We start from the raw sequence: 25,854 nt of genomic DNA on the forward strand, positions 1-25,854 counted from the left end.
CGATCACGAGGGTAGTGGCCCGACCGACCGCGCGCCCGCTCACGAGCACTCCTCGGAGTCGGGCTCGGAGAGCACCTCATCCGTCTGCCACACCCCATCCCCATTCACCCTCAACCGGGTCACGTAATGGGAGTCCCTGGTGTCCGCGCCGCTGCTCTCCACTTCTCTGACCTCGCCGCTCTCCCGCCAGGTGGCGGTGGAACCACTCCGGTCCACGCAGTAGGTCACGAAGGCCGTTTCGTCGTCCGTGACATCCACGGAACGGTTGTAGTGACGGACCTCTCCCGAGCGTGCCCATCCCTCGTCGATGATGGGCGAAGCCCATTCGACGGCCGAGCGCAGAGCCTCTCCGGTGGAGTAGAACCCCAGGCCGGGGCGTTCGAGGTCACCGGTGACGATGACCTCGTCGAGTGAGTTGACGCGGTGTTCGTGGTCGCCGAGGACGGCGGTTTCGATGGGGTCGTCGGTGTCGACGGGTTCGAAGACGTTGACGACGTCCCCGGGGAGGGTGATCTCCGGGCGTTCGATGTCGTCGGCGGGCGGCGCCGGCTCGTCCCCGGTGCCCCCGCTGGTGTCCTCGGGGTCGGTGGTCTGCGCGCCCTCGATGGTGTCATCGGTGTCGCCGTCGTCGTCCCCACACGCGGTGAGGGGGAGGAGGAGCGTGCCGGTGAGAGCGGCCGCGCCGGCGATGCGTATCAGTCGATGGGTCATGGGTCCCCGTGTCCTCGAGCTGGTGCGGTGGTGGCCGGGCCCGGTGCTTCGGAGCGCACTCCGGCCCCGCCGGTGACGACGCGCGGAGTCTACTGAGCGAAGCCGTCAACGGTCCCGAACGTCCCCGTGGGGGGAGCCCGGGGACGTGAGGTGACCGACCCACCGGCTCCTTGCATTCGCAGGGGAGAGGACGCCGCCGCGCCCGGCGCGGTTCCCGGAGTCTGCCGGCGGAGGGCCCCGAAGGGATCGACCCTCCTGCCGTTGACACCCGCCGGGGAACCGCGCCGGGCGCACTCCGCACGGTTCCCGGGGAAAGAACCGGACGGGATCCGCATCCGCCGGCGGGGTGGGGCCGGTAGTCGTTCACGGGCACGTATCGGCTCCGAGGAGAGCCCTCTCGGTCCCGCCCCCCGTCAACGAACACCCTTCTTTCGGCGAACCCGGGGTAGGGGAGTGGAAAGTCTGAGCAGGGAGGGGGTCACGATGGCGGACGAGGGGTTCGGTCTCGGGAAACTCCTGACGGCGGCGGAGGAGGCTCCGCCGGTGGAATCGGTCGGGGTCGTCGCCCGGCACCTGGAGCAACGCTTCGGGGCGTTCTCGGTGTCCTTCCTTTTCGCGGACATCGTCGGTCGCGAGGTGGTGCGTTTCACCGGCGACAGCGGTGGTGACGGCAAGGGTGAGGGCCCCGGAGGGCGTTCCGCGGGCATCGCCCTGCCGGGCAGCATCTACGAAGGGGTGCTTCGCACCCAGGCTCCGCATGTCGAGGAACTGGAGGGGGGCATCGGGCATCGTGCGGTGGCACCGGTCACCAACCGGGGTGACTGCCTCGGTGTCCTGGAGGTGTCCCTGCCCGGCGCGGATGACGAGGCGCTGCGGGGTATCGAGGAGGCCGCGCACGCGTTGGCCTACATCATCGTCACCGACCGTCGCTTCACCGATCTGTACCACTGGGGTCGGCGCACCACCCGGGTGAGCCTGGCGGCGGAGATCCAGCATCAGCTCCTGCCCTCGGCCTCCTGTTGCGAGGCGGCCGCATTCACCGTGGCCGGAGCCCTGGTCCCCGCGGACCAGATCGGTGGGGACACCTACGACTACGCCCTGGACCGCGAACTGCTCCATCTCTCCATCACCGACGCCATGGGCCACGAGGTCGACTCCGCGCTCCTGGCCACCCTCCTGATGGGCGCGCTGCGCGGCGCGCGTCGAGCGGGGGAGGGACTCACCGAGCAGGCGACCCGGGCCCATGACGCCCTGTTGGCGCACGGACGCGGCGCCATGGCGACCGGCCAGTTGATGTTCGTCGACCTGGAGAGGGGGGAGGCGCAGATCGTCAACGCGGGTCATCCCCGGCCCCTGCTGATGCGCGGGGACGAGGTGGAGGAGGTTCCTCTCTTCCCGCACCTGCCCTTCGGAATCCCCTCGCCCATCCCCTACGAGGCGCAGAAGCTCGATCTGCGGCCCGGGGACCGACTCCTGCTGTTGACCGACGGGATGCAGGAACGTCAGGCGGCGGACGTGGATCTGGGCGCGCTCCTGCGGGAAACCCGTGAACTGCATCCCCGGGAGGCCGCCCGCCGGATCACCGGGACCGTCTTCGACGTCTGCCGGGGACATCTGCGGGACGACGCGACCATCCTGCTCCTGGATTGGCGCGGCTCCGAGCCGCGGTCGCGCCGGGCGACTTCCGGGGCCGACACCACCGCCGCGTCCCGGGCCGACTGAGTCCCGCCCGGGGACGGCGCGCCCCGGCCCGGGGCGCGCCGCCTCCGGGTGGGCCCGGGCCCGCTTGACACCGATCCGTCGCCGATGCCTGCCGGAAACAGGGGATATCGCCTGAAATCATCCGGCGAGGAGGAGCGGCCATGATCGTCCCGGTGGGATACGCGAGCGCGCACGGCTCCACCCATGAGGTCGCGGAGCGGATCGCCTCGGGGTTGGAGGAGGCGGGGCATCGTGTCGAATGCCACCACCTGGAGGACGGGGACATCGGGAGCCCGGCGAGCCGGGACGCGTGCGTCGTGGGCAGTGCCGTGCACAACCGGGACTGGTTGCCCGGCGCTCGTCGGTGGGTCGAGCGGTACGCGACGGAGTTGTCACGGATGCCGGTGTGGATGTTCGGCGTCGGGATGTCGCGGGCCCCGGGTCACCGGGTGCGGGCACGAGCGGAGCAGGAACAGGAGCGCCGGGTCGTCGAGGCCCTGCGGGAAGTCGTCCGCCCCGTCGGTCACAAGGTGTTCTCCGGAGAGGTCCACCCGGATCACCTCAATCCGATGGGGCGAACCCTCTTCCGGGCGATGGGTGGTCGGTACGGGTATCACCGGGACTGGTCGGTGGTCGACGCGTGGACGGGCTCCGTCGCGGAGCGGTTGGCCGCGCGGCGCGGGCGGCGCGCTTCGCCGGGCGGGGGAGGCGGCCGGGGGTGAGACCCGGTTCGGTCCGTTGATCGGTGCGTGTCGGAAGGGGGATGGGGGCGGGGGATCCGATGGCGTCCGCGCTCCGCCGGGAAGGAAAACGGTTTCCCCGGAGGGGCGGGGAGGGGCTCCCCTCGCGAGAAAGCGATTTCTTCGATCATCATCCGCCTTTTCGGGGGTGCGGGGACGGGATCCGTCGTGTGACGGAGGAGCGGAAGGTGGGGCCCGGCGCAGCCCGGCCGTGCCCGGCGGCGTTTGCCCCGAGGGCCTCCCGTTTCGGGGGATGAAATCGTGGAGGGTTTCGACAGGCGACAGGCGACAGGCGACAGGCGACGGGAAGGCGGCCCGATCGGTGACCCCGGCGTCGCACGGATCCTCGCCGTGTGCCCCGGGTCGGTTCCCTCCGCTCCGGAGGAGGTCCGGGCCGCCCCCTCGCGGAAGGGAGGGGCCGGCGGAAGCCTCCTGCCCCGGCCGCGCTTCCCCCGGATGTCCACACGAAGGATCCCCGGGCGGGATTTTCGGGGGCAGGGCCTTCGGGGCGGGCTCATTGTGGCGGGGATTATCGGGACGGGTTTCATCGCATTCGAATCGCGTGCGCGATGGGCTCCTTTCCCGTCGGGAATCCCATCGCGAATCGTCTCGTGCTTCTCGCGTGCTCCGCGGCGGTGGAGAAACGAAATGGAAGGTGGGTGGTGGGTGGCGCTCGTCGTAATGGATTCATTCGATCGGTCACGCGCGGCGCGGGGCGGGTCCGACGGTCGTCCCCCCTCGCGCCGGCGACGAGGCCCCCGGGTGGTGCCGCAACTCCTCTTTCGTCACGAGTCGTTGCAGGTGGGTTCGGACGACACCCACCGCCGGGTCCTCACCGGGGCGCCGTCTCCGGGCCCGCCCCGGGGAATGCCCCGAACCGGCATTTCGCGAATGGCGGAAATCATAGGAAGGGCTTGCGCGTCGCATTCCCGCCGTGACAATGTGCCCTCGTCGGGCTCCGACGCGATGGGTCGGGGCCCCGGCCTTTCGGTGCCGCTCGGTGCCGCGCGTCCGTTGCCGGCGTTCGCCTTCCGGGGGTGCCGGATACTCCGCGATGCATCGGAGGCTTTCGATGGTCGGTACAGAATCCGTCGGTCGCCGGGGTCGTGTTCCCCACCCCCGGGCGGCGTCCGGCTGGGACATCACGGCCTCCGCCGGGGACATCGAGCGCTGGCGCGACGAGGCCGGGCGTCTGGTGCGGGGCCGTGGCGGGGACGCCGACGCCGTGGGGGTGATCCGGTTGGGGATCTCCGAGCTGCTCTCCAATGTTGTCAAGCACGCGGGGGATCCGCGATGCCGGTTGGAGGTGCACCACGTGGGGGCGACGGTCCGGGTGCGGCTCTTCGACCGCTGCGCGCGGGTGCCGGTGGTCACCGTTCCGGACTGGGACGCCGAGGGTGGCCGGGGTCTGTGGTTGCTGCGCGAGATGACCGGTGCGCTCGGCTGCACCCGGGTCCCCGACGGCAAGTGGGTTTGGTTCGCCGTTCCGCTGGGGGACGGCGGGAGCTGAACACCGTCGGTGGGCGCGTTCCGGCCAAGCCGTAAAAAGCGCTTGCTGTCCCCTCGCTCCTCGGGCGGGCCGATGGCGGTCCCGCGGACGACGGGATGAACGCTCCTCCCGCGATGAGCAGTTGTGACGAGTGCGCGACGAGCGGACAACGAACGGACGGGCGTGCGGCGAGCGGCGCCACGGCCCCGACCGGGGTGAAGGTCGCCCTCGCCGGTGCGGCGGCGGTGATGCTGACGGCGGTGGTGGTACCCGCCGCCTTCTCCGACGAGCCGGCGGATACCGTGTCCCCCCGGACCGCCGACACCGGCATCGTGATCGTGGTCGCCCCCGACGGCGACGACTCCGGCCCCGGCACCGCCGACGCACCGCTGGCGGAGATCCAGGAGGCCGTGGACCGGGCGGGCCCCGGCGACACCATCGTGGTGCGCGGCGGCACCTACGTCCTGACCGAGAACATCACCATCACCACCTCCGGCGAGCCCGGACGCCCCATCACCCTGACCGCGCACGAGGGCGAGCGGGTGATAATCGACGGGGACCGCCTGCCCGCGAGCCGCACCCCGGTCGGTGGCGGTATCCCCCGTCCGGAACGCGGCTCGATCCACCAGGAGGCCTCCTTCTGGCGGATCGAAGGGCTGGAGCTGATCCGCGGTCCCTATTGCGTGTACTGCCACAACTGTGACGACAACGAGTTCCGGAACCTGATCACCCGGGACAACTACGAGACCGGGTTCCAACTCCAGGGGGACTCCAGCCGCAACCTCATCGTCAACCTCGACTCCCACGGCAACCACGACCCCCGCAAGAACGGCGAGAGCGCCGACGGCCCGGGGATCAAGGAGGGGCGGGGCGAGGGCAACCGGGTGGTCGGGGCCCGACTGTGGAACAACGCCGACGGCGGCTTCGACGCCCGGGAGTTCCGCTCCGCCATCACCATCGAGGACAGCGTCGCGTACGGCAACGGCGTCAACCGGTGGGACCTCCCGAACTTCTCCGGCGACGGCAACGGCTTCAAACTCGGCGGGGGCACCGGTGGCGGCACCGGTGTGATCTCCGCCGACCACGTCCTGCGCAACCCGATCGCCTTCCGCAACGCCGTGGACGGCGTCGTCGACAACGGCAACCCGGGAAACATCCTGATCACCCGGACCACCACCTTCGACAACGGCCGCAACGGCTTCACCGTCAACCGCTCGGCCTCCGAACTGCGCGGCAACCTCTCGGTGCTGGACCCCAACCCCGTCTCGGCCGGATCCTCCACCTCCGTCGGCAATTCCTGGAACCTCCCCGGGCCCTGGAACGCCGACTCCGTGCTGGGCACGGGCCCCGGCGGTGTCACCGGTCCCCGGGGTGCCGGCGGCTCGATCCCGTCCACCGACTTCCTCGTCCCGCGCGACGGCACCGATATCGGAGCCCGTTTCTGATCCCCGGGCACCGACCCACCGACCGGCCGGGACCCGTCGCACGGGTCCCGGCCGGTCCGGCACCGGGAGCGCGGCGCTCCGCGGCGGTGCGTTCCGGGCCCGTTCGGCGGGACACACCGAAGGTCGGGGCCGCGCCTCCGGGCCCGAGCCCGAAGGGTCCGCGATGCTGGACCCACGCCCCGGCCGGGCCCGGCCCCGGGCCCGCACCCGGCACCACCGCCGAGAACCCCGAGGAGTTCGTGTGTCCAAGCCGCCGCTGCCGTCGGACGCGATCGAGATGCTCACCCACCCCAACCCGTGCGTGATCGCCACACTGCGTTCGGACGGCACGCCCGTCGCCACCCCCACCTGGTACCTGTGGGAGGACGGCCGGGTGCTGGTCAACATGGACGAGGGCCGCCGACGCCTGGCCCACGTGCGCCGGGACCCCCGGGTGACTCTGAGCATCCTGGACGAGAAGAGCTGGTACACCCACGTGAGCCTGATCGGGCGTGTCGTCGACATCCGGGAGGACACCGACCTCGCCGACATCGACCGGCTCTCCCGCCACTACAGCGGCAAGCCGTACCCGGTCCGCGACCGGGGACGGGTCAGCGCGTGGGTCGAGATCGACCGCTGGCACGGCTGGGGCGAGATGAAGGACAACGACCAGGTCGGTGGCTGAACCGTTCCCGCCCGGGGTGGGTCGGCGTCCCGGCGCCGGCCCACCGACCCGGCGCCGGCCGGGATCGCAGGTCCCCGCCGCCCCGGGCCCCGGCGGCGCGTCGACACGTCGGCGCGTGCCGGGCCGAGCGAGCACGCCCCGTGTGCCCGTGCCCGGGAGCGTGCGCCCCGGGCACGGGGGAACGTGCGTACGAACGCCGTCGGGTATCGGAGGCGGGCCAACAGGAGCACGCCGCGGGTCCCGCGCGCCCCGCGTACGCCCGGGGGTGTCGAGTGGAACGGGTACCTCCCCTTCCTCTTCGGCGCCACGCGGCCTGCCAGCGAATACGCCCCGGTGATCACGGGAGGTCGGGGTCCCCCCACCCCCCTCCGCCGACCGTCCACGCCACCACGCTTCCGCCCGGCTCGCCCCGGGGCGAGCCTCGGAACGGTCCGTGCCCTCTTCTGTGTCGATGCCGTGACCCTCACCATGATCCGGTGTCCACCCGCACGTGGACGAGTCGACCGAAAGTGGGACCGCCTGTGATCCGGGTACTGCTGGTACACGAGACCCCCTTACTGCGCTCCGCCCTCGCCGCCGCCCTGGGCGCGGATCCGGAACTGGGCGTCGAGGCGGTGTCCCGGGCCGAGGCGCTGGAGGGGGATCGAACAGCCCGCGCCGATGTGTGCGTCGCCGACACCGACAGCCCCGACCGGCACACCGCCGACCACCACGCCCCGGACCGGCACGTCCTCGACGCCGAGCTCGGCCGGCGACTGCGCGCCGGCTCCACCGCGCTCCTCGTGCTCGCCGACACCGGCCGCCCCGGCGTACTGCGCCGCGCCACCGAGGCCGGTGCGTTGGGCTACGTCAGCAAGGACGCCGACCCCGAACGCCTGATCAAGGCCATCCGGATGACCGCCGAGGGGCACCGATACGTCGACGAGGCGCTCGCCCCCGATTTCATCCACGCCGCGACCATCCCCCTCACGCCCCGGGAACTGCACGTGCTCTCACTGATCGCCGACGGCTGCTCCCCGGCCGAGATCGCGTCCCACCTCCACCTCTCCCGGGGCACCGTCCGCAACTACGTCGCCGCCGTCACCCGCAAGACCGGCGCCCGGAATCGCGTCGACGCCGTCCGCATCTCCCGCGAGTCCGGTTGGATCTGACCATCCGGCGACCGACTCCCGGTAACCGGGGCAGCGCCCCACCAGTTCCGCGTGCGTGCCGAGGTCGGCGTGGGTGCCGTCCAGCATCAGCACCCGATCCGCCCGCCGAGCCGACCCCGGTCGATGGGCGATCACCACCAATGTCCGCCCGGTGACGTCCGCCAGCGCGTTCTCCGCCCGCGCCTCCGCCGCCGGGTCCAGGTGACACGTCGCCTCGTCCAGCACCAGCACCGGTGCCGGGGACAGGTGCGCCCGCGCCAGCGCCAACAGTTGCCGTTCCCCGGCGGACAGCGCCGCCGGTGCCACCGGGCCGTCCGGGCCGCCCAGGCGCTCCACCAGTTCCCCCGCCCCCACCTCCCGTGCCGCCCCGACCACCACCGCATCGGGAGGCGGGGGCCCTGGCCGGTGGTACAGCAGGTTCTCCCGCACCGAGCCGGAGAACACGTACGACTCCTGCGGCACCAGGGTCCTCAACCCCGCCAACCCGTCGGTACCGGGCCCGGCCAAGGGCACCCCGCACAGCGCCACCCGCCCGGCGTCGGGGGGAACCAGACCGCTCAGCACGGCCGCCAGCGTCGACTTCCCCACCCCGCTGGGACCCATCACCGCCACCCGTCCGCCCCGGGGCACCACCAGGTCCAGGTCCGTCAACACCGGGGACCCCACCCCGCCGTAGCCGAAGCACACCCCGCGCATCTCCACGGCCGGAGCCCCCGGGCCCGGACCCGGTCCCGGCACGGGCCTCGACGCGGGGAGCGGCGGCAACGGCCCGGTGGCCGCGCGCAACCGCCCGACCACCACCACCAACCGCGCCCCGGCGCCCCCCACCCCCCGCACCAGCGTCTCCAGCGCCGGGATCAACGACTGCGTCAGATAGGTCAGCGCCCCCACCAGCGCCCCGGCCGTCAACCCCCGGTCCAACAGTGCCGGGGCCGCGAGCAGGAGCACCACCACCGGCCCCCAGCCGCCCACCGCCATCGCCAGCGGCCGGGTGACCGTCCATCGCGCCAGCGCCCGCCCCGAGCGCTCGGCCGCCGCCACCCGCCGTTCCTCCCCGGCGCGCACCCGCTCCTCCGCGCCCGCCGCCACCACGTCCCGCAACCCCACCACGGTCGCGCCCAGCGACCGGGACCACTCCTCCTCCGCCACCAGGTGCGCCGCCTGCCGGCGGGCCAGCGGCCCCAACGACCACCCGAAGAGCACCAGGCCCGTCACCAGCGGCGGCACCACGACGACCAACAGCAGCGGATCCAGCCACAGCAGCCCCACCACCGCGCCCACCGACGTGAACACGAACATCTGGGTGATCAGCACCAGCCCCGCGAACCCGTCCCGGGCGATCTCGGTCTGGTGGGTCAGCCGGGAGACCACCGAGGTGTCCCCCGGGCGGCCCGCGCGCACCGCCTCGGCCAGCGCCCGATCGGTGACCCGCCGCACCAGCAGATCCCGCAGCGGCTCCACCAGGGCCGCCACCGCCCGGTGCACCCGCCAGGTGCCGATCGCGCCCACCACCACCCCGGCCGCGGCGACCGACAGCCACAGCAGCCCGACCGCCGGCTCCCCGGCCAGGAAACCGTCGTCCAGCGCCCGCGCCACGCCGTACCCCAGCAGCAGGGTCCGGGCCGCCTCCGGCAGCGACCACAGGGTCAGCGCCGCCACCGCGCCAGGCCGCCGGCGCAGGAAGCGCAGCCCCGCCCCGAACAGCCCCCGTCCGGGCCGAGTCGCCGGCTCCCCCCGCTTCCCCGTCCCGCGTGGACGGTCCTCCACGACGGCCCCCATCAGCCCCTCCACACCGCTCGGTACGCCGGATCCGCCCACAGTTCCGCGTGCGTGCCGCAGGCCCGCACCCGCCCGTCCTCCAGCCACACCACCCGATCCGCCCGGGCGGCGGTGCGCGGCCGGTGGGCGACCACCAGCCGGGTCCGCCCCCGTCCGGCCGCCGCCAGGGCCCGCTCGACCCGGTTCTCGGTGACGGCGTCCAGCCCGGAGGTCGCGTCGTCCAGCACCAGCAGCCGCCCCCGGTGCGCGAACGCCCTGGCCAACCCGATGCGTTGGGACTCCCCGCCGGACAGCGGCGCCTCCGCGCACGGGGTGTCGTACCCCTTCGGCAACGCCCGCACGAACCCGTCCGCGCACGCGGCCCGGGCCGCCGCCTCGATCCGCTCCCGCGACGGGGGACACGGCCCCAACCCGATCGAGTCCGCCACGGTGCCCGACACCGACGCCGGCCGCTCGAAGGCCCACCCCACCTCGCGCCGCAGTACCGCCGGCGCCAACTCGGCCACCGGCACCCCGTCCAGCAGCACCTCGCCCGCGTCGGGCGCGAGCAGACCCCCCGTCACGGCCGCCAGCACCGACTTCCCGGCCCCGGACCGTCCCACCACCGCCGTGGTCGCGCCACCCGGCAGTTCCACGTCCACGCCGCGCAACACCTCCCGGCCGTCGCGCACCACCGTCACCCCCCGCAACCCCACCGCCCCGGGGCCCGGCGGAAGGTCGCGGTCCCCCGAGGGCGGTGGCTCGACGGCCCGCACCTCGTCCAGTCGGCGGGCCGCGCCGCGTGCCCGCACCACCGCCGAGAGTCCGCCGACCAGGGATCCGGCACCCGCCGCCAGGGCGGCCCAGCGGGCCGCCGCGAGCAGCTCCCCGGCACCGAGGTCCCCCTCGGCCACCAGCAGGCCCCCCGCCGCCACCACCCCCAACACCAGTAGCGGCACCAGCAGCACCGCCCGGGCGGAGGCCGCCCCCTGGACCCGCCACAGCCGATGACCCTGCCGCCCCAACTCCGTCAACGGCTCGAGAACCCGGTCCCGTTCACGCTCCCGGGTGCCGGCGGCGGCGATCGTGCGGGCCCCGGTCAGGGCCTCCACCAGCCGCGCGGCGAGCGTCCCCTGCGCCTTCTGGTACCGCGACACGCAGTCGGAGGTGGAACGGGCGAAGGAGCGCAACAGCACCACCAGCGGCGGCGCGCCGAGCAGCACGACCAGGGCCAGCCGGGGATCGAGCAGGAACAGGGCGACCAACCCGCCGACGGGGGTGAGCACCGCCGGCACCAACCCGGCCAGCGCCACGGGAAACCCCCCGGCGTGGGCGGCGTTGACCGTCCCCCGGGTCACCGTCTCCCCGGTCCCGAGGCGACGGGTCGCCTCCGGGCCCACGGCGAGCAGACGGCCGACCAGGTCCCGTCGCAGTCCGGCGGCGGCCCGCGCGTCCGTCGTACCGGCCAGCACCGTGCGCACCCCCTCCAGCACCACCGCGGTCCCGATCAGCGCCATGCACAACGGCAGCGCGCTCCCGGTCCCCTCGCCGGCCACCAGACCGTCCAGTGCGCCGCCCAGGACGGCGGGCAGGACGAGTTCCACGGCGGTCGTCAGCAGGCCGACCAGGGCGAGCGCGACGGCGCGACCACGGGAGGCCCGCAGCACCGCGCGGGCGGTGACCGGAGCGGGGTCCGCGGCGGGGCGGCGGTCCACGGTCGGTTCGGCGGAGGGGCCGGGGGCCGGGCCGGGGGAGACCTCGGGAGCGGCCCCGGGATGGGTGGGAACGGCGGTTTTCTCCGGCACGGTCGTCAACGCTCCTGTCCTGACCATCGGCCCGACCGACCCCCGTTCGGCTCCGGCGGGCCCGTCGAACCTCTCGAAGTCCTCTCGTGTCATCCGCCGCCGTTGTGTCCCCCGGCCGCGCGGGGTGGGTCCCTCCGGTCCGCGGACACGCCGGAGCCGTGGCCCCGGGCGGCAATCGCCCGGGGCCACGGCGGGGGGACCGACGTCAGCAGGTGACGACGCTCAGGCTGCTGTCACCGCAGAGCAGCAGGCTGGCGGTGCTGCCCCCGCCGTACTCGGTGGTCTCGGGGGTGGCGTCCATCATCTGCAGGTCCAGAAGAGCCATGACGGTGTCCCTTTCTTCGGGTGGTGCCTCTGATGTGTGATGTGGTGGATTCCTCCGGGAGTCACCGTCTCCGGAAACCCCCGGGGAGTGCGCCGGTCGCCGGACTCATCGCGAGACGAGCGGGAACGGCGCTGTTCTGTTGTGGCGCACCCCCGTCGAGCGGGGGCGTTCGTGGGGCCGGCCGTCGCCGCGTGGGGCGAGGGGCGGCAGGAAGGGCAGCCCGATACCGCGATCGGGCTGCCGGGCGGCGGTCAGGGCCAGCAGACATCCGGCGGTGCCGGTCGCCAGGTCCATCGACAGCCGCATCATCTGGTCGCCGGGGAAGGCCGTGCCGTCGCCGAGGGCGACCGCGTACCAGGCCATCGCGTCGACCTGCTCCGCCAGGTCCCGCTCCCGGTCCTCCGCGGGACCGTCGAGCGGGGTACGGGTCAGGTGCAGGATCATCCCCGCCCGGCCCCGGAACAGACCGGGCTGGACGTAGAAGCGGGAGCGGGCGGCGGGCAGGATCGCGGCCCGGGCCCGCGCCAGGTCCTCCTCCTCCGGGCGGTGCGCCAGGTAGGCGTCCAGCACCATGGCGATGCCCACGCTCCCCGCCCCGACGTACGGCATCAACCGACTGCCCTCGTCGACCAGCAGGGTGCCCGAGCGGTCGGGGACGCACCGCGACAGATCCCGGCGCAGCGCCGCGCCCGCGGCGTCCAACCGGGCCCGCTCACCATCGCGTTCGTACCGTCGGATCAGGAACAGGGCCGCTCCCGACGCGCCGTGCAGCAACCCGGCGCGGGAGTCCGGGCGCACCGGCCCCACCAGCGAGGGATGTTCGGCGAATCGCTCGGCGATCGACTCCGCGCCCCGCCGGGCGGCCTCCCCGGCCCCGGCGTCGGCCAGGTGATCCAGCGTCAACCCGATGCCGGCCAGCCCGCCGAACAGGTCCACCGGCAGGTGCTCCCAGCCCCTCGCGCGCCCCGGCAGGCACAGCGCGTCGGTCAGTTCCAGCGCCCGTTCCGCGTGTCCGAGTCGGTGCAGCGCCAGCGCGACACCTCCCAGCCCGTCGTACAGGCCCAGCGGCGCGTTCGGCCCTCGTTCCGCCACCCGGTCCAGCAGCCAGCGCTCACCCTCGGGGTACGGGTCCGCGCCCACCTCGGCCAGCGCGTACAGCACCCCGGCCGCGCCGTGGGCCAGGCAACTGCCCCCGCCCTCGGAGAACTGGGCGATGTCGCCGGGGAAGAGCCGGTCGACGCGCCCGGGATCGGCGGAGTCCAGGATCGCCCGCACCAGGGCCTCCCGGTCCGGCGACCGGCCACCGGGGTCGGTGCCCCCGGCGGGCCCGGCCGGTCCGGTGTGCCCGGCGTCTTCGGATTGGCGTGCCGCCGCCGGTTCGGCCGCCCGGCGGGCGGCCGCGGGACCGGTGACGCCCGGCGGATCCCCGGCGGCGGGGGAGACCGCGATCCCGGCGGTCCCGCCGGTTCCGGCGGTCGTGGCCTCGGTGGTGGAGGAGGCGTGCTCGATCTCCGCCACCGCGGCGTCCAGGAACCCGGCGGGCAGATCGGGGAACAACCCCGAGGCCAGTTCGGCCAGGTGGGCGGCCTTGCCGCGATCCAACCCCAACAGGCTGGTCAGCGGCAGGAACATCGCCAGCCGCAGACAGGCCAGCGCGTACCGGTCCACCGCCGGACCGGAGCGGTCCGCGGGCGCCAGGAAACCGGGGTGGGCGACCAACTGCCGGGTCTCGGCACCCGGGTACGAGGCCGTCTCGAAGTCCAGCAGCGCCACCGAGGTCTCGTCCGGCGCGACCATGATGTTGAACATGTGCAGGTCGTTGAAGACCACGCCCCGCTCGTGCAGGGCGGTCACCGCCCGCTCGACCGCCGCGAGGATCCCCAGCGCCCACCGCGTGTATTCGGCGATCGCCGCCCGGTCGGTCCGGGGCGTCAGCAGGGGGTGTCGCTCGGCGAAGAAGGAGTTCAGGGTGCGCCCCGGCAGGTGGTCCATCACCAGGAACCGGTGGTCCCCGAGGGTGAACCCGTCCCGCAGACGGGGCACCGTGTCCAGACCGTCGAGCCGTTCCAGCGCCGCCGCCTCGCGCTCCAGCCGGGCCACGGCGTCCACGCCGTCGGCCGCCAGACCGGCGTGCGGGCGGGCCTCCTTGAGCACCACCTGCTCACCGGTGCGGGTGTCGGTGCCGGAGTAGACGCCGCCGCCGTTGGAGAAGTGCAGCGCCCGCTCGATCCGGTACGGCAGCTCCCGCACCGTGGTGGCGTTGCGAGCGGCCAGGGCCGGCTCGAGGAAGTCGGGCAGGGTCACCCACGGGGGCAGGTGGAAACCGGGCCGCCGCAGGTCGGGCACCAGCTCGCCCTCGGCGTTCTCCAGCGCGGGCACCAGGGCACCGCTGTCATCGGCGCACAGCCGACGGGTGAACCCCCCGTACCGCACGTACAGCGGTCCCTCGCGCCAGCGCAGATCACTCAGAACGTAGGGGCCGGTCTCACCCTTCAGGATTTCGTCCAATTCCTCCAGTACGACGCGCAGCCGGTTCGTGTCCTCCGGGTAGAGGGTGACGAATTTTCCGGCGGCCTCGCGCGGGGCGTATTTGGAATTCCGCAGATAAACCTGGTGGGAGGTGGGGACGAATTTGAAGGACAGACGGCGGGGGACGCAGTAGTCATGGACCGCGTCGGCGATCCGGGCCGCGTTCCCCGGCCGGGCCGAGACGTGGATCTTCCAACCCTGGGCGGGAAGGTCCAGGCCCTCCGGGTGCAGGTGGAGCCAGTCGCCGGCGCGACCGGTGGTCCACCCGGCGGGCACCGGGCGACGGGCGGCGGGGAATTCCCCGCCCTTTCCGTTCGTCCCGTTGCCGCCGTTCGCGTCGGTCGAGGAATTCGACCGGCGGGAACGGGCCGGGCCGCGTGCGGGCGTCTCGTAGAAATACGGGTCGGCGAGACAGAATGCCTCGTACCGCTTGTCCATTCATCCCCCTTCGGATGACTGGACATGAGATTTCCATATCGGCGACTCATCGGAACAGTCGCGCCCGTCATGTGTCGGACATGCGGAACGCACCCTTTTCCCGGTGCGCCGTGAACGGGCGCACACCGCCGGTGAACACCCCCGTTCCGCCCGCCGGCCGCGCGCCTCCTCACCCGGGCGGCTCCGCCGCACCGGCGGATTGTCGGTGGTCGGCCCTACGGTGAATCCCATGGCGGAGACGAAGAAGTCCGGAACCCCCGGCGGCACCCCGACCACCGAACTCCACCCCGGTTTCAGCGAACCCGGCGCCACGGCCACCCCGTGGCCGACCGGGCTGGAGACACTGCGCGCGGCCGAGATCTTCTGGCTCTCCACCGTCCGCCCCGACGGCCGCCCGCACGTCACCCCACTGCTGTCGGTGTGGGTGGACGACGCTCCGCACTTCACCACCGGCCCCGGCGAACGCAAGGCCGCCAACCTCGCGACCAACCCGCACTGCGTTCTCACCACCGGCACCAACACCCTCGGCCACGGCCTGGACATCACCGTCGAGGGCCCCGCCGAGCGCGTCAGCGACGACGAGGCCCTGCGCCGGATCGCCCACGCCTACGTCGCCAAGTACGGGACCGAATGGGCCTTCACCGCCCGCGACGGGATGCTCCACCACGCAGAGGGCGGCGAGGCACTGGCCTTCCGCATCACCCCTACCACCGCCTTCGGCTTCGCCAAGGGCACCTTCGCCCAGACCCGCTGGCGCTTCCGATCGGCCTGACCGGACGGCGGATGTCGGCGACACGCCGGGGTATCGTGCACCGCCGGAGGTCCGCTGAAAAATCCCGCCCGTGGACCCTCCCGACCCCCGCCCCCACCAGCACCTTCACCATGGGGTCCTCATCACCCCTTTGAGGGGTAACAACCCCGCGCACCCCACAGACCGACCAGCGCCGGGCCGGTCGTCCTCATCACCCCTTCGGGGGGTAGCAACAGGGGGGCGGATGTGGGAGATCGGGGCGGTGGAGTCGTCCTCATCGCCCCTTCGAGGGAAACACTGCCCTCAGCGCAGCAGGTTGAGGGCGGAGAGTGTCGTGAAGATGAGGACCAGGCGTGAGAAGAGGGACTGGTCCATGCGGTGGATCACCGCCTTACCGATGAGCGCGCCGACCACCACGGCCGGGGCCAACCACAGGTTCAGGATCAGCGAGTCCACGGTGATCAGCCCCAGCCCGACGCTGAACGGCAGCTTGAAGAGGTTGACCGCGAAGAAGAACCAGGCCCCCGTACCCAGGAACCCCATCATCGCGAAGCCCGCCGACAGCAGGTAGAGCGCCATCACCGACCCACCCGCGTTGGCCACCATGGTGGTGAACCCGGCCGCCAGGCCGAAGGCGGTGGTGCGGGCGATGTGCGGGGCGGGCGGGTCCGCCCCCGGCACGCGCCGCCGTTGCTGCCACACGTGCACGCCCACGATCACCAGCAGGATCGCCCCGATGGTGCGCCGCATCACCGTGTCGTCGACCAGCGCCATGAACACCGTGCCCACTCCGACCCCTACCGCCACCGAGGGGAAGAGGCGTACCAGCACTCCCCAGTCGGCGTGCTTGCGGTAGGCGTGGATGGCGAAGAGATCGCCGACCAGCAGCAGCGGCAACAACGCGCCGGTGGACTCGCGGGCGGGGAGGACGGCGGCGAAGACCGCCACGCTGATCGCCGCCACGCCGCCGATCGCGGTCTTGGCGAAGCCGACGAGCAACGCGGCGATCACCAGCGCCGTGAATCCCCACAGGGTGGGATCGGACATCGCCGGGGACACTATCCGATGGCCTTCCACCCCTTCCGGCCGCCCGTCCTTCCGGCCCCGGGGTCCCACTCCTCGGAACGCGGGGCTCCGGGGGCCGGTGGGGCCTGTCGGGAAAAGCCGTTTCGGCTTACAGTCGGGGCCGGACATCCACCGGAAACCACCTGGTCCGAACCGGTGTCCACCGCATATTCGCTCTAAACCGAACAGGACCGCGCATGACCTCCACCGGTGCCGTCGCCCGCAACTGGGCCGGGAACGTGACCTTCGGCGCGGCCCGGCTGCACCACCCGGAAACGGTGGACGAGCTGCGTCGCGTGGTCGCCGAGGGGCGCCGGGTCCGCGTGCTGGGCAGCGGCCACTCTTTCAACCTGATCGCCGACACCGACGGCGACCTGGTGCGCGTGAACGCCCTGCCCCGGGTCTTCGAGATGGACGAGGACGCCTCCACGGTCACCGTCTCCGCCGGGACGCTGTACGGCGAGGTGGCCGCCGCCCTCCACGCGCGCGGCCGGGCGCTGGGCAACATGGCCTCCCTGCCGCACATCTCCGTCTACGGCTCGGTGGCCACCGGCACCCACGGCTCGGGGAGCCGACAGCCCGGCCTGGCCGACGCGGTGACGGCGGTGCGGATCATCGGCCCCGGCGGCGAACCGCTGGAGTTGAGCCGTGAGCGGGACCCGGACCGCTTCCCCGGCGCCGTGGTGAACCTCGGGGCGCTCGGCGTGGTCACCGAGGTGACCCTGCGCACCGAGCCCGCGTTCGAGGTCGCGCAGTGGGTGCAGGTGGACGTGCCGCTGACCACGGTGGTCGAGCACTTCGACGAGGTGTTCGCGACGGCCCGCAGCGTGAGCGTCTTCACCGACTGGTCGGGCGCCATGGGCACGGTGGTGCTGAAGATGAGCACCGACGAGCCCGGCGGTGGCGCGCACCCCGGCACGGACTGGATGGGTGGACGGCCCGCCGACGAGCCGTGGCACCCCGTTCCCGGTATGCCCGCCGAGCACTGCACCGTGCAGAACGGCGTGCCCGGCCCATGGCACGAGCGTCTGCCGCACTTCCGCGCCGAGTTCACCCCGAGCCGGGGCGACGAGGTGCAGTCCGAACTGTTCCTGCCCCGGAACGAGGCCGCCGCCGCCATCGCCCACCTGCGCGAGTTGGGCCCCCGGATGGCGCCGGTGCTGCTGGTCTCGGAGATCCGCACCATCGCCGCCGACACCCAGTGGCTCAGCCCCAGCGGCGGCCGGGACACGGTCGCCTTCCACTTCACCTGGCGCAAGGACCCCGGGGCGGTGCTTCCGGTCATCGCCGAGATGGAGGACCGCCTGATGCCGCTCGGTGCCCGCGCGCACTGGGGCAAGCTCAGCTCCCGGCGCCCCTCCGAACTGGGCGCGGCCTACGACCGCCTGCCCGATTTCCGCCGCCTGGTCACCGACCACGACCCCGACGGCGTCTTCCGCAACGCCTACCTGGACGACCTCCTGGCGGAGGACTGACCCGCCCCGGGATGTGGTCCTGACGCCGGGCCGCAGCCTGGTCCCGGCGTGCTCGGCCGATTGGAACCGACCGTCGGCAGGCGACTGCACGAGCGGGGCGTCGGAGGTTACGGCATGGTGCCGTTCGGTCACGGGGCCCCGGTCTTTCCCCTGGCACACCGGGTGCGGGGCCGGTACGCCGCCGGCGGACCGGGCACCGTGGAATTCGGCAGCCCCGTGCCGCAACTCGCCGAGACCCCGCGCAAGGGCTTCGCGGAACGCGAACTCCTCGACTGGGGAGGTGTGGCACTGCGGTTGACACGCATTGAGGTGATCCCCCCCACCGGCGTTCTCCTCCGGCCGGGCCCGGTTGCGCACCTCAACCCCGGTGGTCATGAAGGGGCGAGCCGGGACGAGGGCGGGGAGCGCGTCTCCCGGCCACCCTGGCTGCTGCCGGACCACGAGGAGTGGGGGAAGTACATCGAGGGGAACCTCGTCCGAAAGGCCGAGACGTTGGGTATGGACCCGGCCGTGAAGTTGGAAGCGGTGACCCGGGTCGGATCGCAGCGCTCGTTCCGGGTCGGAGGTGGCGCCAGGCCCGGAGCGCCGGTGGAGATGGCACTCTCCGGGCCGACGGAAACACTGCGCACACTGTGGAGTCGGGGGCTGGGACAGGCGAACGCGGCCGGCTTCGGCTGGATCATCCCGCATCCGACGCGGTGAGGTGCCGGGCTCTTCCGGGTTGGTCGCAGGCCGGGGCGGACGCCCGGATTTCAGCAACACTCCGGGGTTTTCGGAACAATCGGAGGTTCGCTGAAAAATCCGTGCCGATCCTCCCCTCTGGTCATGCTCCTACCAGCGCCTTTAGGGTCTGTGTTCAAGGTCCCGACAGGAGTTCTCCCAGCTCAGGATTCGAAACGGGAGCGACTTGGATTGCTCCGGTGACGGTCTGCCGGTGGCGATGAGGGGATTCGGCCCGGGCCCGAGAATCGTGCGGCTTCTGGGTGACGGCGGTGACCGTCACCGCCGTGGTTTTGTTCACGAGAACGGACAGCAGATGTTCACCGCCTCGGGACGCACCCGAGCGAACGGTGGGAATCGAACTGCTTGCACATGGAGACATCGGCTGGGCGCTGACTCGGGCTGGACGAGCGGCGGCCCCGCCGGGCAGGGTGCCGACGGGGCCGGAGAATCACCGGCGGTGTGGATTCATGGGACGACGATCCCGAATGCCTGGTCCACCCACTTGTTCGGCATTCCCGTGATGACGTGAATGGTGTCTGCGCGGTTTCCGCAGTCAGGATGCGGCCAGTACGAGATGCGGATCCCGTATTCGAAGGACGTGTATTGGAGGGTCGCGACCGGGACGAGCTTGGTGAGGTCCAGGTCTTTGTCCTCCAGCTCTACGCAGTATTTCCCGACGGCAGGCTTCGTGACGCTGCTGATTCCCTTGGACCGGTTGATGCTTCCGTCGGCGTTGACCACGGCGGCTGCCTGCGCGTACGGGGCCGTCACCTTGGCGCCGGGCGCGACTGCTGCTCCCGCCACCCCGGCGCACACCCCTCCGGTCACGAGACCGAGCGCGGCTGCCGCCCAGGCCGCCTTGCGGGTCCTCCTGCTGCTGCTCTTGAACATGCGGAGTGAGTCCTCTCGAACGAAATGCCCACGCCGGCTTCAATAAGCCGGGCCACCATGGACCGTACGAGCCCGCATCCTGCTATTGATGTTTTCCACCAACAAACCCACCGGAAGGGCGAAACGGAAGCTCACCGCAGGCGCGCAGGTATCACTTGAGTGGTCGGAGCACGGTTCCTGCGCGACCTCGAACCTACTGCCACATCACAACTGGAATCGAACAGCCGCCAGCAGTGGTGCCTCCCGAAGTGGTGAACACCTGCTGTCCGTTCTCGTGAACAAAGCCACCCGCGCGAAGACGGCCGACGAGGAGTGGGATGCCGACTCGGTCAGGGTCGAGATGGAGAGGGACGGCCGTCCCGCCTTGGTCGAGATCGACATCCACCGCGAGGCGATCGACGACGAACTCTGTTACCACCTGCACGACTTCACCCGGTAGGACGCGGTTCGATCCGACCTTTTCCCCGCCGGGAGACGGTAGGCGGTTTCGAACCCGCCGGGCTTCCGGGGCGCGGTCCCGGGAACCGGGTCCCCTCCATTCCGCAGGGCCGCGCAGTCGTTGCCGACGAGCGGGTGCTCGCCCCCGGACGCGGGCGGGACTCTGCTCTCCCACGCCTCCGCCCGGGGCCGGGAGCCCGGGGGGACACCGACGGACCTCGCCGGGAAGAGGCGGGAGAGCCCCGAGCACTCACAAAACGGCGGTTCGGCCCCGGCGACTCCCGGCTGTCACGGTTTCCGGCCCCACTCAGGTGATCACCGTCGACGCGGGGGTCGGCGGCGGCTCCGAGGCCACCGCCTCACCGACACCGGCACCGGTGTCGGCCGCCCGTCCCCGGGGCGGTCGGGAGCGCCGCCCGCGCACGGTCGGGCGGTGCGTGGCGATGGCCAGGCCGGCGGTGATGAGCACCAGGTTCTTGAGGACGTACTGCCCGGCCAGGGTCGGCACGAGCACCGTCCCCTGCCACATCTCCCCGGCGAGGACGACCAGCGCCACCAGGGTCCCGGCCATGTGAACCAGGAAGACGGCGAGGGTGAGTCGCAGCAGCAGACCGGTCAGGAGCCCGGCGCCGATGAGGATCTCCATCGAGCCCAGTGCCCGGAGGGACACCTCGGGTGCCACGTGTCCGGCGGTGAGGACGCTCATGGTGCGGGAGGCCATTTCCTCGGCCGCGCTGGCGTTCGGCACCAGCTTCAGGGCGCCGAACCAGAGGAACAGCAACGCCACGGAGACGCGCAGCAGGGTGATGCTGTGCCGGTGGAGGAGGGAGGAGAGGGCGCCGGGGAGGTGGAAACCGCCGGGGGGCGGGGCCGTCCGCCTGCTGGGGGAAGTCGTCACGGGGTGTCCCTTCGACTGGAGCGTTCGCGACTGTGGGAGCGCTCCCACGCCCTGGTGTCGACTGTATGGGCCCCCAACGTGGCTGACAATAAGCGTGCACGGCCATCTCCCCGGCGGTCCCCGACATCGACTCGCCGGCCGGTCGGCTGCCGCTCGTCCGCCTCACGTGCGCCCGCGACCGCGATCGAGCCGTTCGGCACTCCGAGGCGCCGATCACCCGGGCGGCGGCCAGGCTCCCGGCCGGGCGTGTCACCCTCCGAACCCCCCGGGGGGCGGGCAGCCGGCATCCCGTGATACGCGGCGGGACCGAGGATCCCGTGAGTGGAGGGCATCACCGCCGCCCGCGGTCCGGTCCGGGATCACAGCGGGCCCAGCGCCTCCCGGGGCGCGGCTGCCACCTCGAGGGTTTCGAGCACGGTGAGCAGTTGCCGTTCCTCGTAGCGGAAGTGGTTCTCCATCACCGCGGCGATGCCTTCGAGGTGTTGGTCGAGTTGTTCGGGCGGCGCCGCCCGGTCGACCGCGGCTCGGAGGCCGCCGATCAGGTGGGCGATCATCGAGTGATCCTGCTCGAGCGCGCGCAGTACCGGTCGCAGCTCCGGGTGGGCGGCCGCGATGGCGGGGAACAGGGTGCGGTCCTCGCCCCGGTGGTGGCCGTCGAGGGCCGTGCAGAAGCCGTGGCAGTACAGCAGCAGCTCGCGGGTGGCCGCCTCGCCGGGAGTGCCGTCGGCAAGGGAGGCGCGGGTCACCGACAGCGCTTCGCGCAGTCGGTGATGGACCCGACGGAGTTCTTGGCTCCAGGCGACGAGCCTGGTCGTCTCGCGCTCAGTCACGCGAGAGCGAAGGGTGTGACGAATGCATCATCGACCTCCTTCGATTCGGCGCCTCCATGCCTGGCACGGTCTGCCACCGGCACGCGACGCTTCCCCCACGGTACCCCGTCGTCGAACCCCACGGTCCCGTCGGGACCGAAACGATCCGCCGCCCTGTCGACGACCTCGCGGACGGACAACCATTCGTTTGCCTCCCCTTTTTCAGGCGGCCCGTTCCCGGGGCGGGCGCAGGGCGACATCGATGAGCGTCCCGGCCGCCGCCCTGGCCTGCCCGGCCGCCTCGGAGGTGCCGGCGATGGCGGCGGTGGTCTGGGCCCCTTCCGCGAGTATCGCCAGCTGCGGGGCGAGGTCGGGCGGACCGCCCGCCTCGGCGACGAGCCGGGACACGGTCTCCTGGAAACCCGCCTTGTGGGCGCGCACGATCTCGGTGACGCGTGGCGCCGTGCCGCTCAGCTCGCCGAAGGAGTTGATGAAGAAGCAGCCGCGGAATCCGTCGTCGTCGAACCATCGGGCGAGGAAGTCGTAGACGGCGAGGAGACGTTCACGTGGGTCCGGGGTGGTCGCGACGGCGGCGGAGATGCCCGCCTCCCACAGTTCGTGCCGATGGCGCAGCACCTCCTCGACGATCGCCTCCTTGGAGGCGAAGAGCCGGTAGACGCGTTTGAGTGAAATACCGGACGCGGTGCGCAGTTCATCCATGCCGACGGCCTGGACGCCGCGATCGTAGAAGAGTCGATCGGCGGCGCGCAGCACCCGGTCGCGCGCGGTCGCGTCGTCGATCCTCCGCTCCGGCGCCCGGTGGTCCGTGCTCGTGCCGCTGGGGTCCTTCACCGTTCCTCTTCCTCTCCTTCTCCGACCTCCCCCGAGGGGGCAAGCTATCCGACTTGCGCGGAGAACGCTCGTTCTCTAGAGTAGCGACCATCGGAGGAGAACGACCGTTCTCCTCAAGTTCGGAAGGGTGGAACCATGCCTCGCATCACCGTGGGCACCGAGAACAGCGCCGACATCGAGCTCTACTACGAGGACCACGGCTCGGGTCGTCCGGTCCTCCTCATCCACGGCTACCCCCTCGACGGGGACTCCTGGGAGAGGCAGACCGCCGCACTGCTCGAGGCGGGCCACCGCGTCATCACCTACGACCGCCGGGGATTCGGTCGTTCCGATCGGCCCACCACCGGCTACGACTACGACACCTTCGCGGCGGACCTGCACACGCTGATGGAGGCTCTCGACCTGACCGACGTCACCCTGGTCGGCTTCTCCATGGGGTCCGGTGAGGTGGCGCGCTACCTGGGCACGCACGGCTCCGGCCGGGTCGCCAAGGCCGCGTTCCTCGCCTGCGTGGAGCCGTTCCTGCGCAGGACGGAGGACAACGAGGCCGGGGTTCCGCAAGAGGTCTTCGACGGCATCCTCGCCGCAGTCAAGGCCGACCGCTACGCCTACTTCACCGAGTTCTACCGGGACTTCTTCAACACCGACGAGTTCCTCGGCTCCCGCCTCTCCGAGGAGGTGGTGCGCCAGTGCTGGAACGTGGCCGCCGGCGCCTCCCCCCACGCCTCCGTCGCGGCCGTGCCCACCTGGACCACCGACTTCCGCGGCGACATCCCCCGCATCGACGTGCCCACCCTGATCCTGCACGGCACCGCCGACCGCATCCTGCCGATCGACTCCACCGCCCGCCCCTTCCGCAAGCTGCTGCCCGACGCGGACTACGTCGAGATCGAGGGGGCCCCGCACGGTCTGCTGTGGACGCACGCGGAGGAGGTCAACGAGGCGCTGCTGGCCTTCCTGGCCAAGTAGGCCGCCCTGTGCGACCGGGGTGCGCGCGGGTTGCCCGCACTCCCGCCGCGTCACCGCCCCCGGTGGGTCCCGCGGCACTCGACGACGAACGCCGTCAACGGGTGCGCGACCCCACCCGGGGGCGGCGCTCCGGACCGTCCGCTCCGTTACCCGGGCGGCGGCGCTTGACCTCAAGCTTGCTGGAGGTTCCAGACTCATCCCCGAGGGCGGGGAACACCGCGCCCCACCGGTGAACGGACCAGGGGAGGAACCATGCACGTGATCGAGGTTCAGAGGTTCGGCGGTCCCGAGGTACTGGTGTGGCGGGAGCGCCCGGACCCGGTGGCCGGGCCCGGGCAGGTCGTGGTCGCGGTGTCGGTGGTGGACGTCCTCTTCGTGGAGACGCAGGTGCGGTCCGGCTGGGGGCGCGACCACTTCACCGTCGAGCCGCCGTACGTGCCCGGGGACGCGGCGGGCGGAGAGGTGACCTCCGTGGGGGAGGGGGTGGACCGCTCCTGGCTCGGCCGCCGCGTCATCGCCAGGTCGGACGGCATGGGTGCCTACGCGGAACGGGTCGTCGCTCCCGTCGAGGCGCTGATCCCGATCCCCGACGGCGTGGGGACGCGGGAGGCCGTGGCGCTGGTGCACGACGGCCCCACCGCCCTGGGCGTCTTCGGCAACACCCGCCTCGGCCCGGGAACCACCGTGCTGATCGTGGCCGCCGCCGGTGGGATGGGCAGTGTGCTGGTGCAGCTCGCGCACGCCACCGGGGCCCGGGTGATCGGCACGGCGCGCGGTGGGCGGAAGCTGGAGACGGTGCGGAGGCTGGGCGCCGACGCGGCGGTGGACCACGGCGCGGCGGACTGGCCGGACCGGGTGCGGGAGCTGACCGGTGGGGCCGGGGTGGACGTGGTCTTCGACGGCGCCGGCGGGTCACTGGGGGGCGCGGCGTTCGCGGTGACGGCCGACGGCGGTCACTTCTCCGCCCACGGGGCCGCCGCCGGCGACTTCGCCGGTATCGACCCGGAGGAGGCGGAGCGTCGGGGGATCGCCGTGCACGGCATCCAGCAGGTGTGGTTCCCCCCGGAGGAGTACGGCGGGTGGGTCGAGCGGGCGCTGAAGGAGGCGGCGGCCGGGCGGATCACGCCGGTCATCGGTGCCGTCTTCCCGCTGAGCCGAGCGGCCGAGGCGCACGCCGCCGTGGAGGCCCGGCAGGTCGTCGGCAAGGCCCTGCTGGAGGTGTGAGGGCGGAGGCGGGGACGGGCGGACCACGGCTGTGGGGGCCGGGGCTCACCCGGGACGACCGGGGAAGGCACGGGCCGCGACTCATCGCCCCGACTCCCACCGCCGGCCGTGGCGGCGTGCGGAGCGTCCGAGCGAGCCCGATCGGGGGTGGTCCCGGGCCGCCCCGGGCGCGGGTGGGATCAGCCCGGGGCGGGGGCGACCGGTTGGCGAAGGATGGTGCGCAGCCGGCTCGGATCCGTGCGGCGGGCGTCGGAGAGGTAGATCTCGTGATGATGCCCGCGGGGGACGAGCCGTTCGGCGGGCATGAACTCCTCGTGCATGCGGGCGATCGTGGGACCCTCCTCGTGGTAGGGCCCGAGGTGGAGGATCTGCGCGCACCGCCCCTCGGTGAGGTCCTCGAACCTCACGCGGTCCCCGGCGGGGAGGTCCTTCTTCCGCGCCACGTCCCCCATCGCCTCCTCGATCATGTCGGGGGTGATCCACCCGGGTTGGACGATCATGAGCGTCCACTTCCAGGCGTCGTGATCCCGACCGGCGAAGACGCCGAGGTCGTCCGCGTACCACAGGCCCTCCAGCGGGCCGACGGTGTGGGTTCGGCCCAACTGCCTCTTGGCGAGGGCCCGCACGGCGTAGGAGGTCGTGTACAGGGCCTCGACCACCGCGCGGTGGTCGGCCGAGGTGTTGGGATCGCCCCTGCCGTCCGCCATGAGGAAGTCCAACCGGGGCACGTCGACGATCCCGAACCGGTCGGATCGGGCCGAGTAGAGGTCCCGCCGTTCCTTCTTGATGTCGTGGTTGTGCATGAAGGTGCTCTCCCTCGCGCTCGGCGCGTCCTCGAAGTTCTGTGACCCGATCCCGGGCATCATCGCCCCATGGACCCGTGACAACCCGGACCGTGACAACCCGGCCGGTGGCGGGAGGGTTCGAGGCGGGTACCGGATACGGGGGCGGAGGGGAAGGGGCTCCCGGTGGGGTCGGATGACGTGCCGGGAGGGGCTGGTCC

At 72.4% G+C, this 25,854-nt stretch carries 22 protein-coding genes and 1 pseudogene; 12 read left to right on the forward strand and 11 right to left on the reverse strand.

The annotated features are described in order from the left end of the window. Positions 1–39 precede the first annotated feature (39 nt). On the reverse strand, positions 40–711 hold the full coding sequence (locus LZF96_RS12860; RefSeq protein ID WP_233870560.1) for a hypothetical protein: 672 nt from the start codon (positions 709–711) through the stop codon (positions 40–42). A gap of 483 nt (positions 712–1,194) precedes the next feature. Here LZF96_RS12860 and LZF96_RS12865 point away from each other — a divergent pair, with 483 nt between their 5' ends. From LZF96_RS12865 to LZF96_RS27355, 6 genes and pseudogenes are all read left to right on the forward strand, one after another. Beyond that, positions 1,195–2,433 carry a PP2C family protein-serine/threonine phosphatase gene (locus LZF96_RS12865; protein WP_233870563.1) on the forward strand — a complete coding sequence of 413 codons (1,239 nt, stop codon included), beginning with the start codon at positions 1,195–1,197 and terminating at the stop codon, positions 2,431–2,433. A gap of 140 nt (positions 2,434–2,573) precedes the next feature. Next, on the forward strand, positions 2,574–3,134 hold the full coding sequence (locus LZF96_RS12870; RefSeq protein WP_233870567.1) for a flavodoxin domain-containing protein: 561 nt from the start codon (positions 2,574–2,576) through the stop codon (positions 3,132–3,134). 1,090 nt (positions 3,135–4,224) lie between these two features. Beyond that, positions 4,225–4,662 carry an ATP-binding protein gene (locus LZF96_RS12875; RefSeq protein ID WP_233870570.1) on the forward strand — a complete coding sequence of 146 codons (438 nt, stop codon included), beginning with the start codon at positions 4,225–4,227 and terminating at the stop codon, positions 4,660–4,662. Between the two features lie 95 nt (positions 4,663–4,757). Beyond that, a complete protein-coding gene (locus LZF96_RS12880; protein ID WP_233870573.1) occupies positions 4,758–6,086 on the forward strand; it encodes a chondroitinase-B domain-containing protein in 1,329 nt (442 codons plus the stop codon). A 241-nt stretch (positions 6,087–6,327) separates the two neighbouring features. Continuing rightward, positions 6,328–6,750, forward strand: a complete 423-nt coding sequence (locus LZF96_RS12885; RefSeq protein ID WP_233870576.1) for a PPOX class F420-dependent oxidoreductase — start codon at positions 6,328–6,330, stop codon at positions 6,748–6,750. 893 nt (positions 6,751–7,643) lie between these two features. Then, positions 7,644–7,817, forward strand: a pseudogene (locus tag LZF96_RS27355) (helix-turn-helix transcriptional regulator); the annotation flags it as partial. On the opposite strand, the gene LZF96_RS12895 reads toward LZF96_RS27355, so the two are convergent. The 4 genes from LZF96_RS12895 to lanKC form a co-directional block, all read right to left on the reverse strand. Further along, positions 7,743–9,680, reverse strand: a complete 1,938-nt coding sequence (locus LZF96_RS12895) for an ABC transporter ATP-binding protein (protein ID WP_267940827.1) — start codon at positions 9,678–9,680, stop codon at positions 7,743–7,745. The pseudogene LZF96_RS27355 and the gene LZF96_RS12895 overlap by 75 nt on opposite strands. Further along, positions 9,680–11,491 (reverse strand): ABC transporter ATP-binding protein, encoded by a 1,812-nt coding sequence (locus LZF96_RS12900; RefSeq protein ID WP_233870578.1) that lies wholly within the window; start codon positions 11,489–11,491, stop codon positions 9,680–9,682. Before LZF96_RS12900 ends, LZF96_RS12895 begins: the two co-directional genes overlap by 1 nt. Before the next feature lie 178 nt (positions 11,492–11,669). Then, positions 11,670–11,789, reverse strand: coding sequence for a SapB/AmfS family lanthipeptide (locus tag LZF96_RS12905; protein WP_233870580.1), 120 nt, complete (start codon positions 11,787–11,789; stop codon positions 11,670–11,672). A 105-nt stretch (positions 11,790–11,894) separates the two neighbouring features. After that, positions 11,895–14,756, reverse strand: a complete 2,862-nt coding sequence (lanKC, locus tag LZF96_RS12910) for a class III lanthionine synthetase LanKC (protein ID WP_233870582.1) — start codon at positions 14,754–14,756, stop codon at positions 11,895–11,897. A gap of 229 nt (positions 14,757–14,985) precedes the next feature. Here lanKC and LZF96_RS12915 point away from each other — a divergent pair, with 229 nt between their 5' ends. Further along, positions 14,986–15,528, forward strand: coding sequence for a pyridoxamine 5'-phosphate oxidase family protein (locus tag LZF96_RS12915; protein ID WP_233870584.1), 543 nt, complete (start codon positions 14,986–14,988; stop codon positions 15,526–15,528). Positions 15,529–15,810: 282 nt separating this feature from the next. Here LZF96_RS12915 and LZF96_RS12920 read toward each other — a convergent pair whose 3' ends face one another. Then, positions 15,811–16,554, reverse strand: a complete 744-nt coding sequence (locus LZF96_RS12920) for a sulfite exporter TauE/SafE family protein (RefSeq protein WP_233870586.1) — start codon at positions 16,552–16,554, stop codon at positions 15,811–15,813. 215 nt (positions 16,555–16,769) lie between these two features. Between LZF96_RS12920 and LZF96_RS12925 the strand changes: the two genes are divergently transcribed. Further along, on the forward strand, positions 16,770–18,047 hold the full coding sequence (locus LZF96_RS12925) for an FAD-binding protein (RefSeq protein WP_233870588.1): 1,278 nt from the start codon (positions 16,770–16,772) through the stop codon (positions 18,045–18,047). Between the two features lie 114 nt (positions 18,048–18,161). After that, entirely contained in the window at positions 18,162–18,749 is a 588-nt protein-coding gene (locus LZF96_RS12930; RefSeq protein WP_233870591.1) for a CRISPR-associated endoribonuclease Cas6, read from the forward strand. A 486-nt stretch (positions 18,750–19,235) separates the two neighbouring features. On the opposite strand, the gene LZF96_RS12935 is transcribed toward LZF96_RS12930, so the two are convergent. After that, positions 19,236–19,661, reverse strand: a complete 426-nt coding sequence (locus LZF96_RS12935) for a hypothetical protein (RefSeq protein ID WP_233870594.1) — start codon at positions 19,659–19,661, stop codon at positions 19,236–19,238. A gap of 274 nt (positions 19,662–19,935) precedes the next feature. Here LZF96_RS12935 and LZF96_RS12940 point away from each other — a divergent pair, with 274 nt between their 5' ends. Next, positions 19,936–20,100 carry a hypothetical protein gene (locus LZF96_RS12940; protein ID WP_233870596.1) on the forward strand — a complete coding sequence of 55 codons (165 nt, stop codon included), beginning with the start codon at positions 19,936–19,938 and terminating at the stop codon, positions 20,098–20,100. Between the two features lie 306 nt (positions 20,101–20,406). On the opposite strand, the gene LZF96_RS12945 is transcribed toward LZF96_RS12940, so the two are convergent. The 3 genes from LZF96_RS12945 to LZF96_RS12955 form a co-directional block, all read right to left on the reverse strand. Further along, positions 20,407–20,997 (reverse strand): DoxX family membrane protein, encoded by a 591-nt coding sequence (locus LZF96_RS12945; protein WP_233870599.1) that lies wholly within the window; start codon positions 20,995–20,997, stop codon positions 20,407–20,409. Between the two features lie 359 nt (positions 20,998–21,356). Then, positions 21,357–21,827 carry a hemerythrin domain-containing protein gene (locus LZF96_RS12950; RefSeq protein WP_233870602.1) on the reverse strand — a complete coding sequence of 157 codons (471 nt, stop codon included), beginning with the start codon at positions 21,825–21,827 and terminating at the stop codon, positions 21,357–21,359. A 201-nt stretch (positions 21,828–22,028) separates the two neighbouring features. Then, complete coding sequence (locus LZF96_RS12955; protein ID WP_233870605.1) at positions 22,029–22,658, reverse strand: TetR/AcrR family transcriptional regulator; 630 nt, start codon at positions 22,656–22,658, stop codon at positions 22,029–22,031. 135 nt (positions 22,659–22,793) lie between these two features. On the opposite strand from LZF96_RS12955, the gene LZF96_RS12960 reads away from it, so the two are divergent. Beyond that, on the forward strand, positions 22,794–23,627 hold the full coding sequence (locus LZF96_RS12960; RefSeq protein WP_233870608.1) for an alpha/beta fold hydrolase: 834 nt from the start codon (positions 22,794–22,796) through the stop codon (positions 23,625–23,627). A gap of 252 nt (positions 23,628–23,879) precedes the next feature. Then, complete coding sequence (locus LZF96_RS12965; protein ID WP_233870611.1) at positions 23,880–24,851, forward strand: zinc-binding dehydrogenase; 972 nt, start codon at positions 23,880–23,882, stop codon at positions 24,849–24,851. Positions 24,852–25,030: 179 nt separating this feature from the next. On the opposite strand, the gene LZF96_RS12970 is transcribed toward LZF96_RS12965, so the two are convergent. Continuing rightward, positions 25,031–25,717, reverse strand: a complete 687-nt coding sequence (locus tag LZF96_RS12970) for a GyrI-like domain-containing protein (protein WP_233870614.1) — start codon at positions 25,715–25,717, stop codon at positions 25,031–25,033. Between the last annotated feature and the right edge of the window lie 137 nt (positions 25,718–25,854).

The organism is Streptomyces sp. ST2-7A, assembly GCF_021390475.1.
In the GTDB taxonomy this organism is placed as follows: domain Bacteria; phylum Actinomycetota; class Actinomycetes; order Streptomycetales; family Streptomycetaceae; genus Streptomyces.

What these genes read in the sequence shown, in the direction of transcription:
- LZF96_RS12930 (WP_233870591.1), top strand. Translation starts at nt 18,162, where the DNA reads ATGGTGCCGTTCGGTCACGGGGCCCCGGTCTTTCCCCTGGCACACCGG.
- LZF96_RS12920 (WP_233870586.1), bottom strand. Translation starts at nt 16,554, where the DNA reads ATGTCCGATCCCACCCTGTGGGGATTCACGGCGCTGGTGATCGCCGCG.
- LZF96_RS12880 (WP_233870573.1), top strand. Translation starts at nt 4,758, where the DNA reads ATGAACGCTCCTCCCGCGATGAGCAGTTGTGACGAGTGCGCGACGAGC.
- LZF96_RS12860 (WP_233870560.1), bottom strand. Translation starts at nt 711, where the DNA reads ATGACCCATCGACTGATACGCATCGCCGGCGCGGCCGCTCTCACCGGC.
- LZF96_RS12935 (WP_233870594.1), bottom strand. Translation starts at nt 19,661, where the DNA reads ATGTTCAAGAGCAGCAGCAGGAGGACCCGCAAGGCGGCCTGGGCGGCA.
- LZF96_RS12970 (WP_233870614.1), bottom strand. Translation starts at nt 25,717, where the DNA reads ATGATGCCCGGGATCGGGTCACAGAACTTCGAGGACGCGCCGAGCGCG.
- LZF96_RS12900 (WP_233870578.1), bottom strand. Translation starts at nt 11,491, where the DNA reads ATGGTCAGGACAGGAGCGTTGACGACCGTGCCGGAGAAAACCGCCGTT.
- LZF96_RS12960 (WP_233870608.1), top strand. Translation starts at nt 22,794, where the DNA reads ATGCCTCGCATCACCGTGGGCACCGAGAACAGCGCCGACATCGAGCTC.
- LZF96_RS12915 (WP_233870584.1), top strand. Translation starts at nt 14,986, where the DNA reads ATGGCGGAGACGAAGAAGTCCGGAACCCCCGGCGGCACCCCGACCACC.
- LZF96_RS12870 (WP_233870567.1), top strand. Translation starts at nt 2,574, where the DNA reads ATGATCGTCCCGGTGGGATACGCGAGCGCGCACGGCTCCACCCATGAG.
- LZF96_RS12905 (WP_233870580.1), bottom strand. Translation starts at nt 11,789, where the DNA reads ATGGCTCTTCTGGACCTGCAGATGATGGACGCCACCCCCGAGACCACC.
- LZF96_RS12875 (WP_233870570.1), top strand. Translation starts at nt 4,225, where the DNA reads ATGGTCGGTACAGAATCCGTCGGTCGCCGGGGTCGTGTTCCCCACCCC.
- LZF96_RS12895 (WP_267940827.1), bottom strand. Translation starts at nt 9,680, where the DNA reads ATGGGGGCCGTCGTGGAGGACCGTCCACGCGGGACGGGGAAGCGGGGG.
- LZF96_RS12965 (WP_233870611.1), top strand. Translation starts at nt 23,880, where the DNA reads ATGCACGTGATCGAGGTTCAGAGGTTCGGCGGTCCCGAGGTACTGGTG.
- LZF96_RS12865 (WP_233870563.1), top strand. Translation starts at nt 1,195, where the DNA reads ATGGCGGACGAGGGGTTCGGTCTCGGGAAACTCCTGACGGCGGCGGAG.
- LZF96_RS12925 (WP_233870588.1), top strand. Translation starts at nt 16,770, where the DNA reads ATGACCTCCACCGGTGCCGTCGCCCGCAACTGGGCCGGGAACGTGACC.
- lanKC (WP_233870582.1), bottom strand. Translation starts at nt 14,756, where the DNA reads ATGGACAAGCGGTACGAGGCATTCTGTCTCGCCGACCCGTATTTCTAC.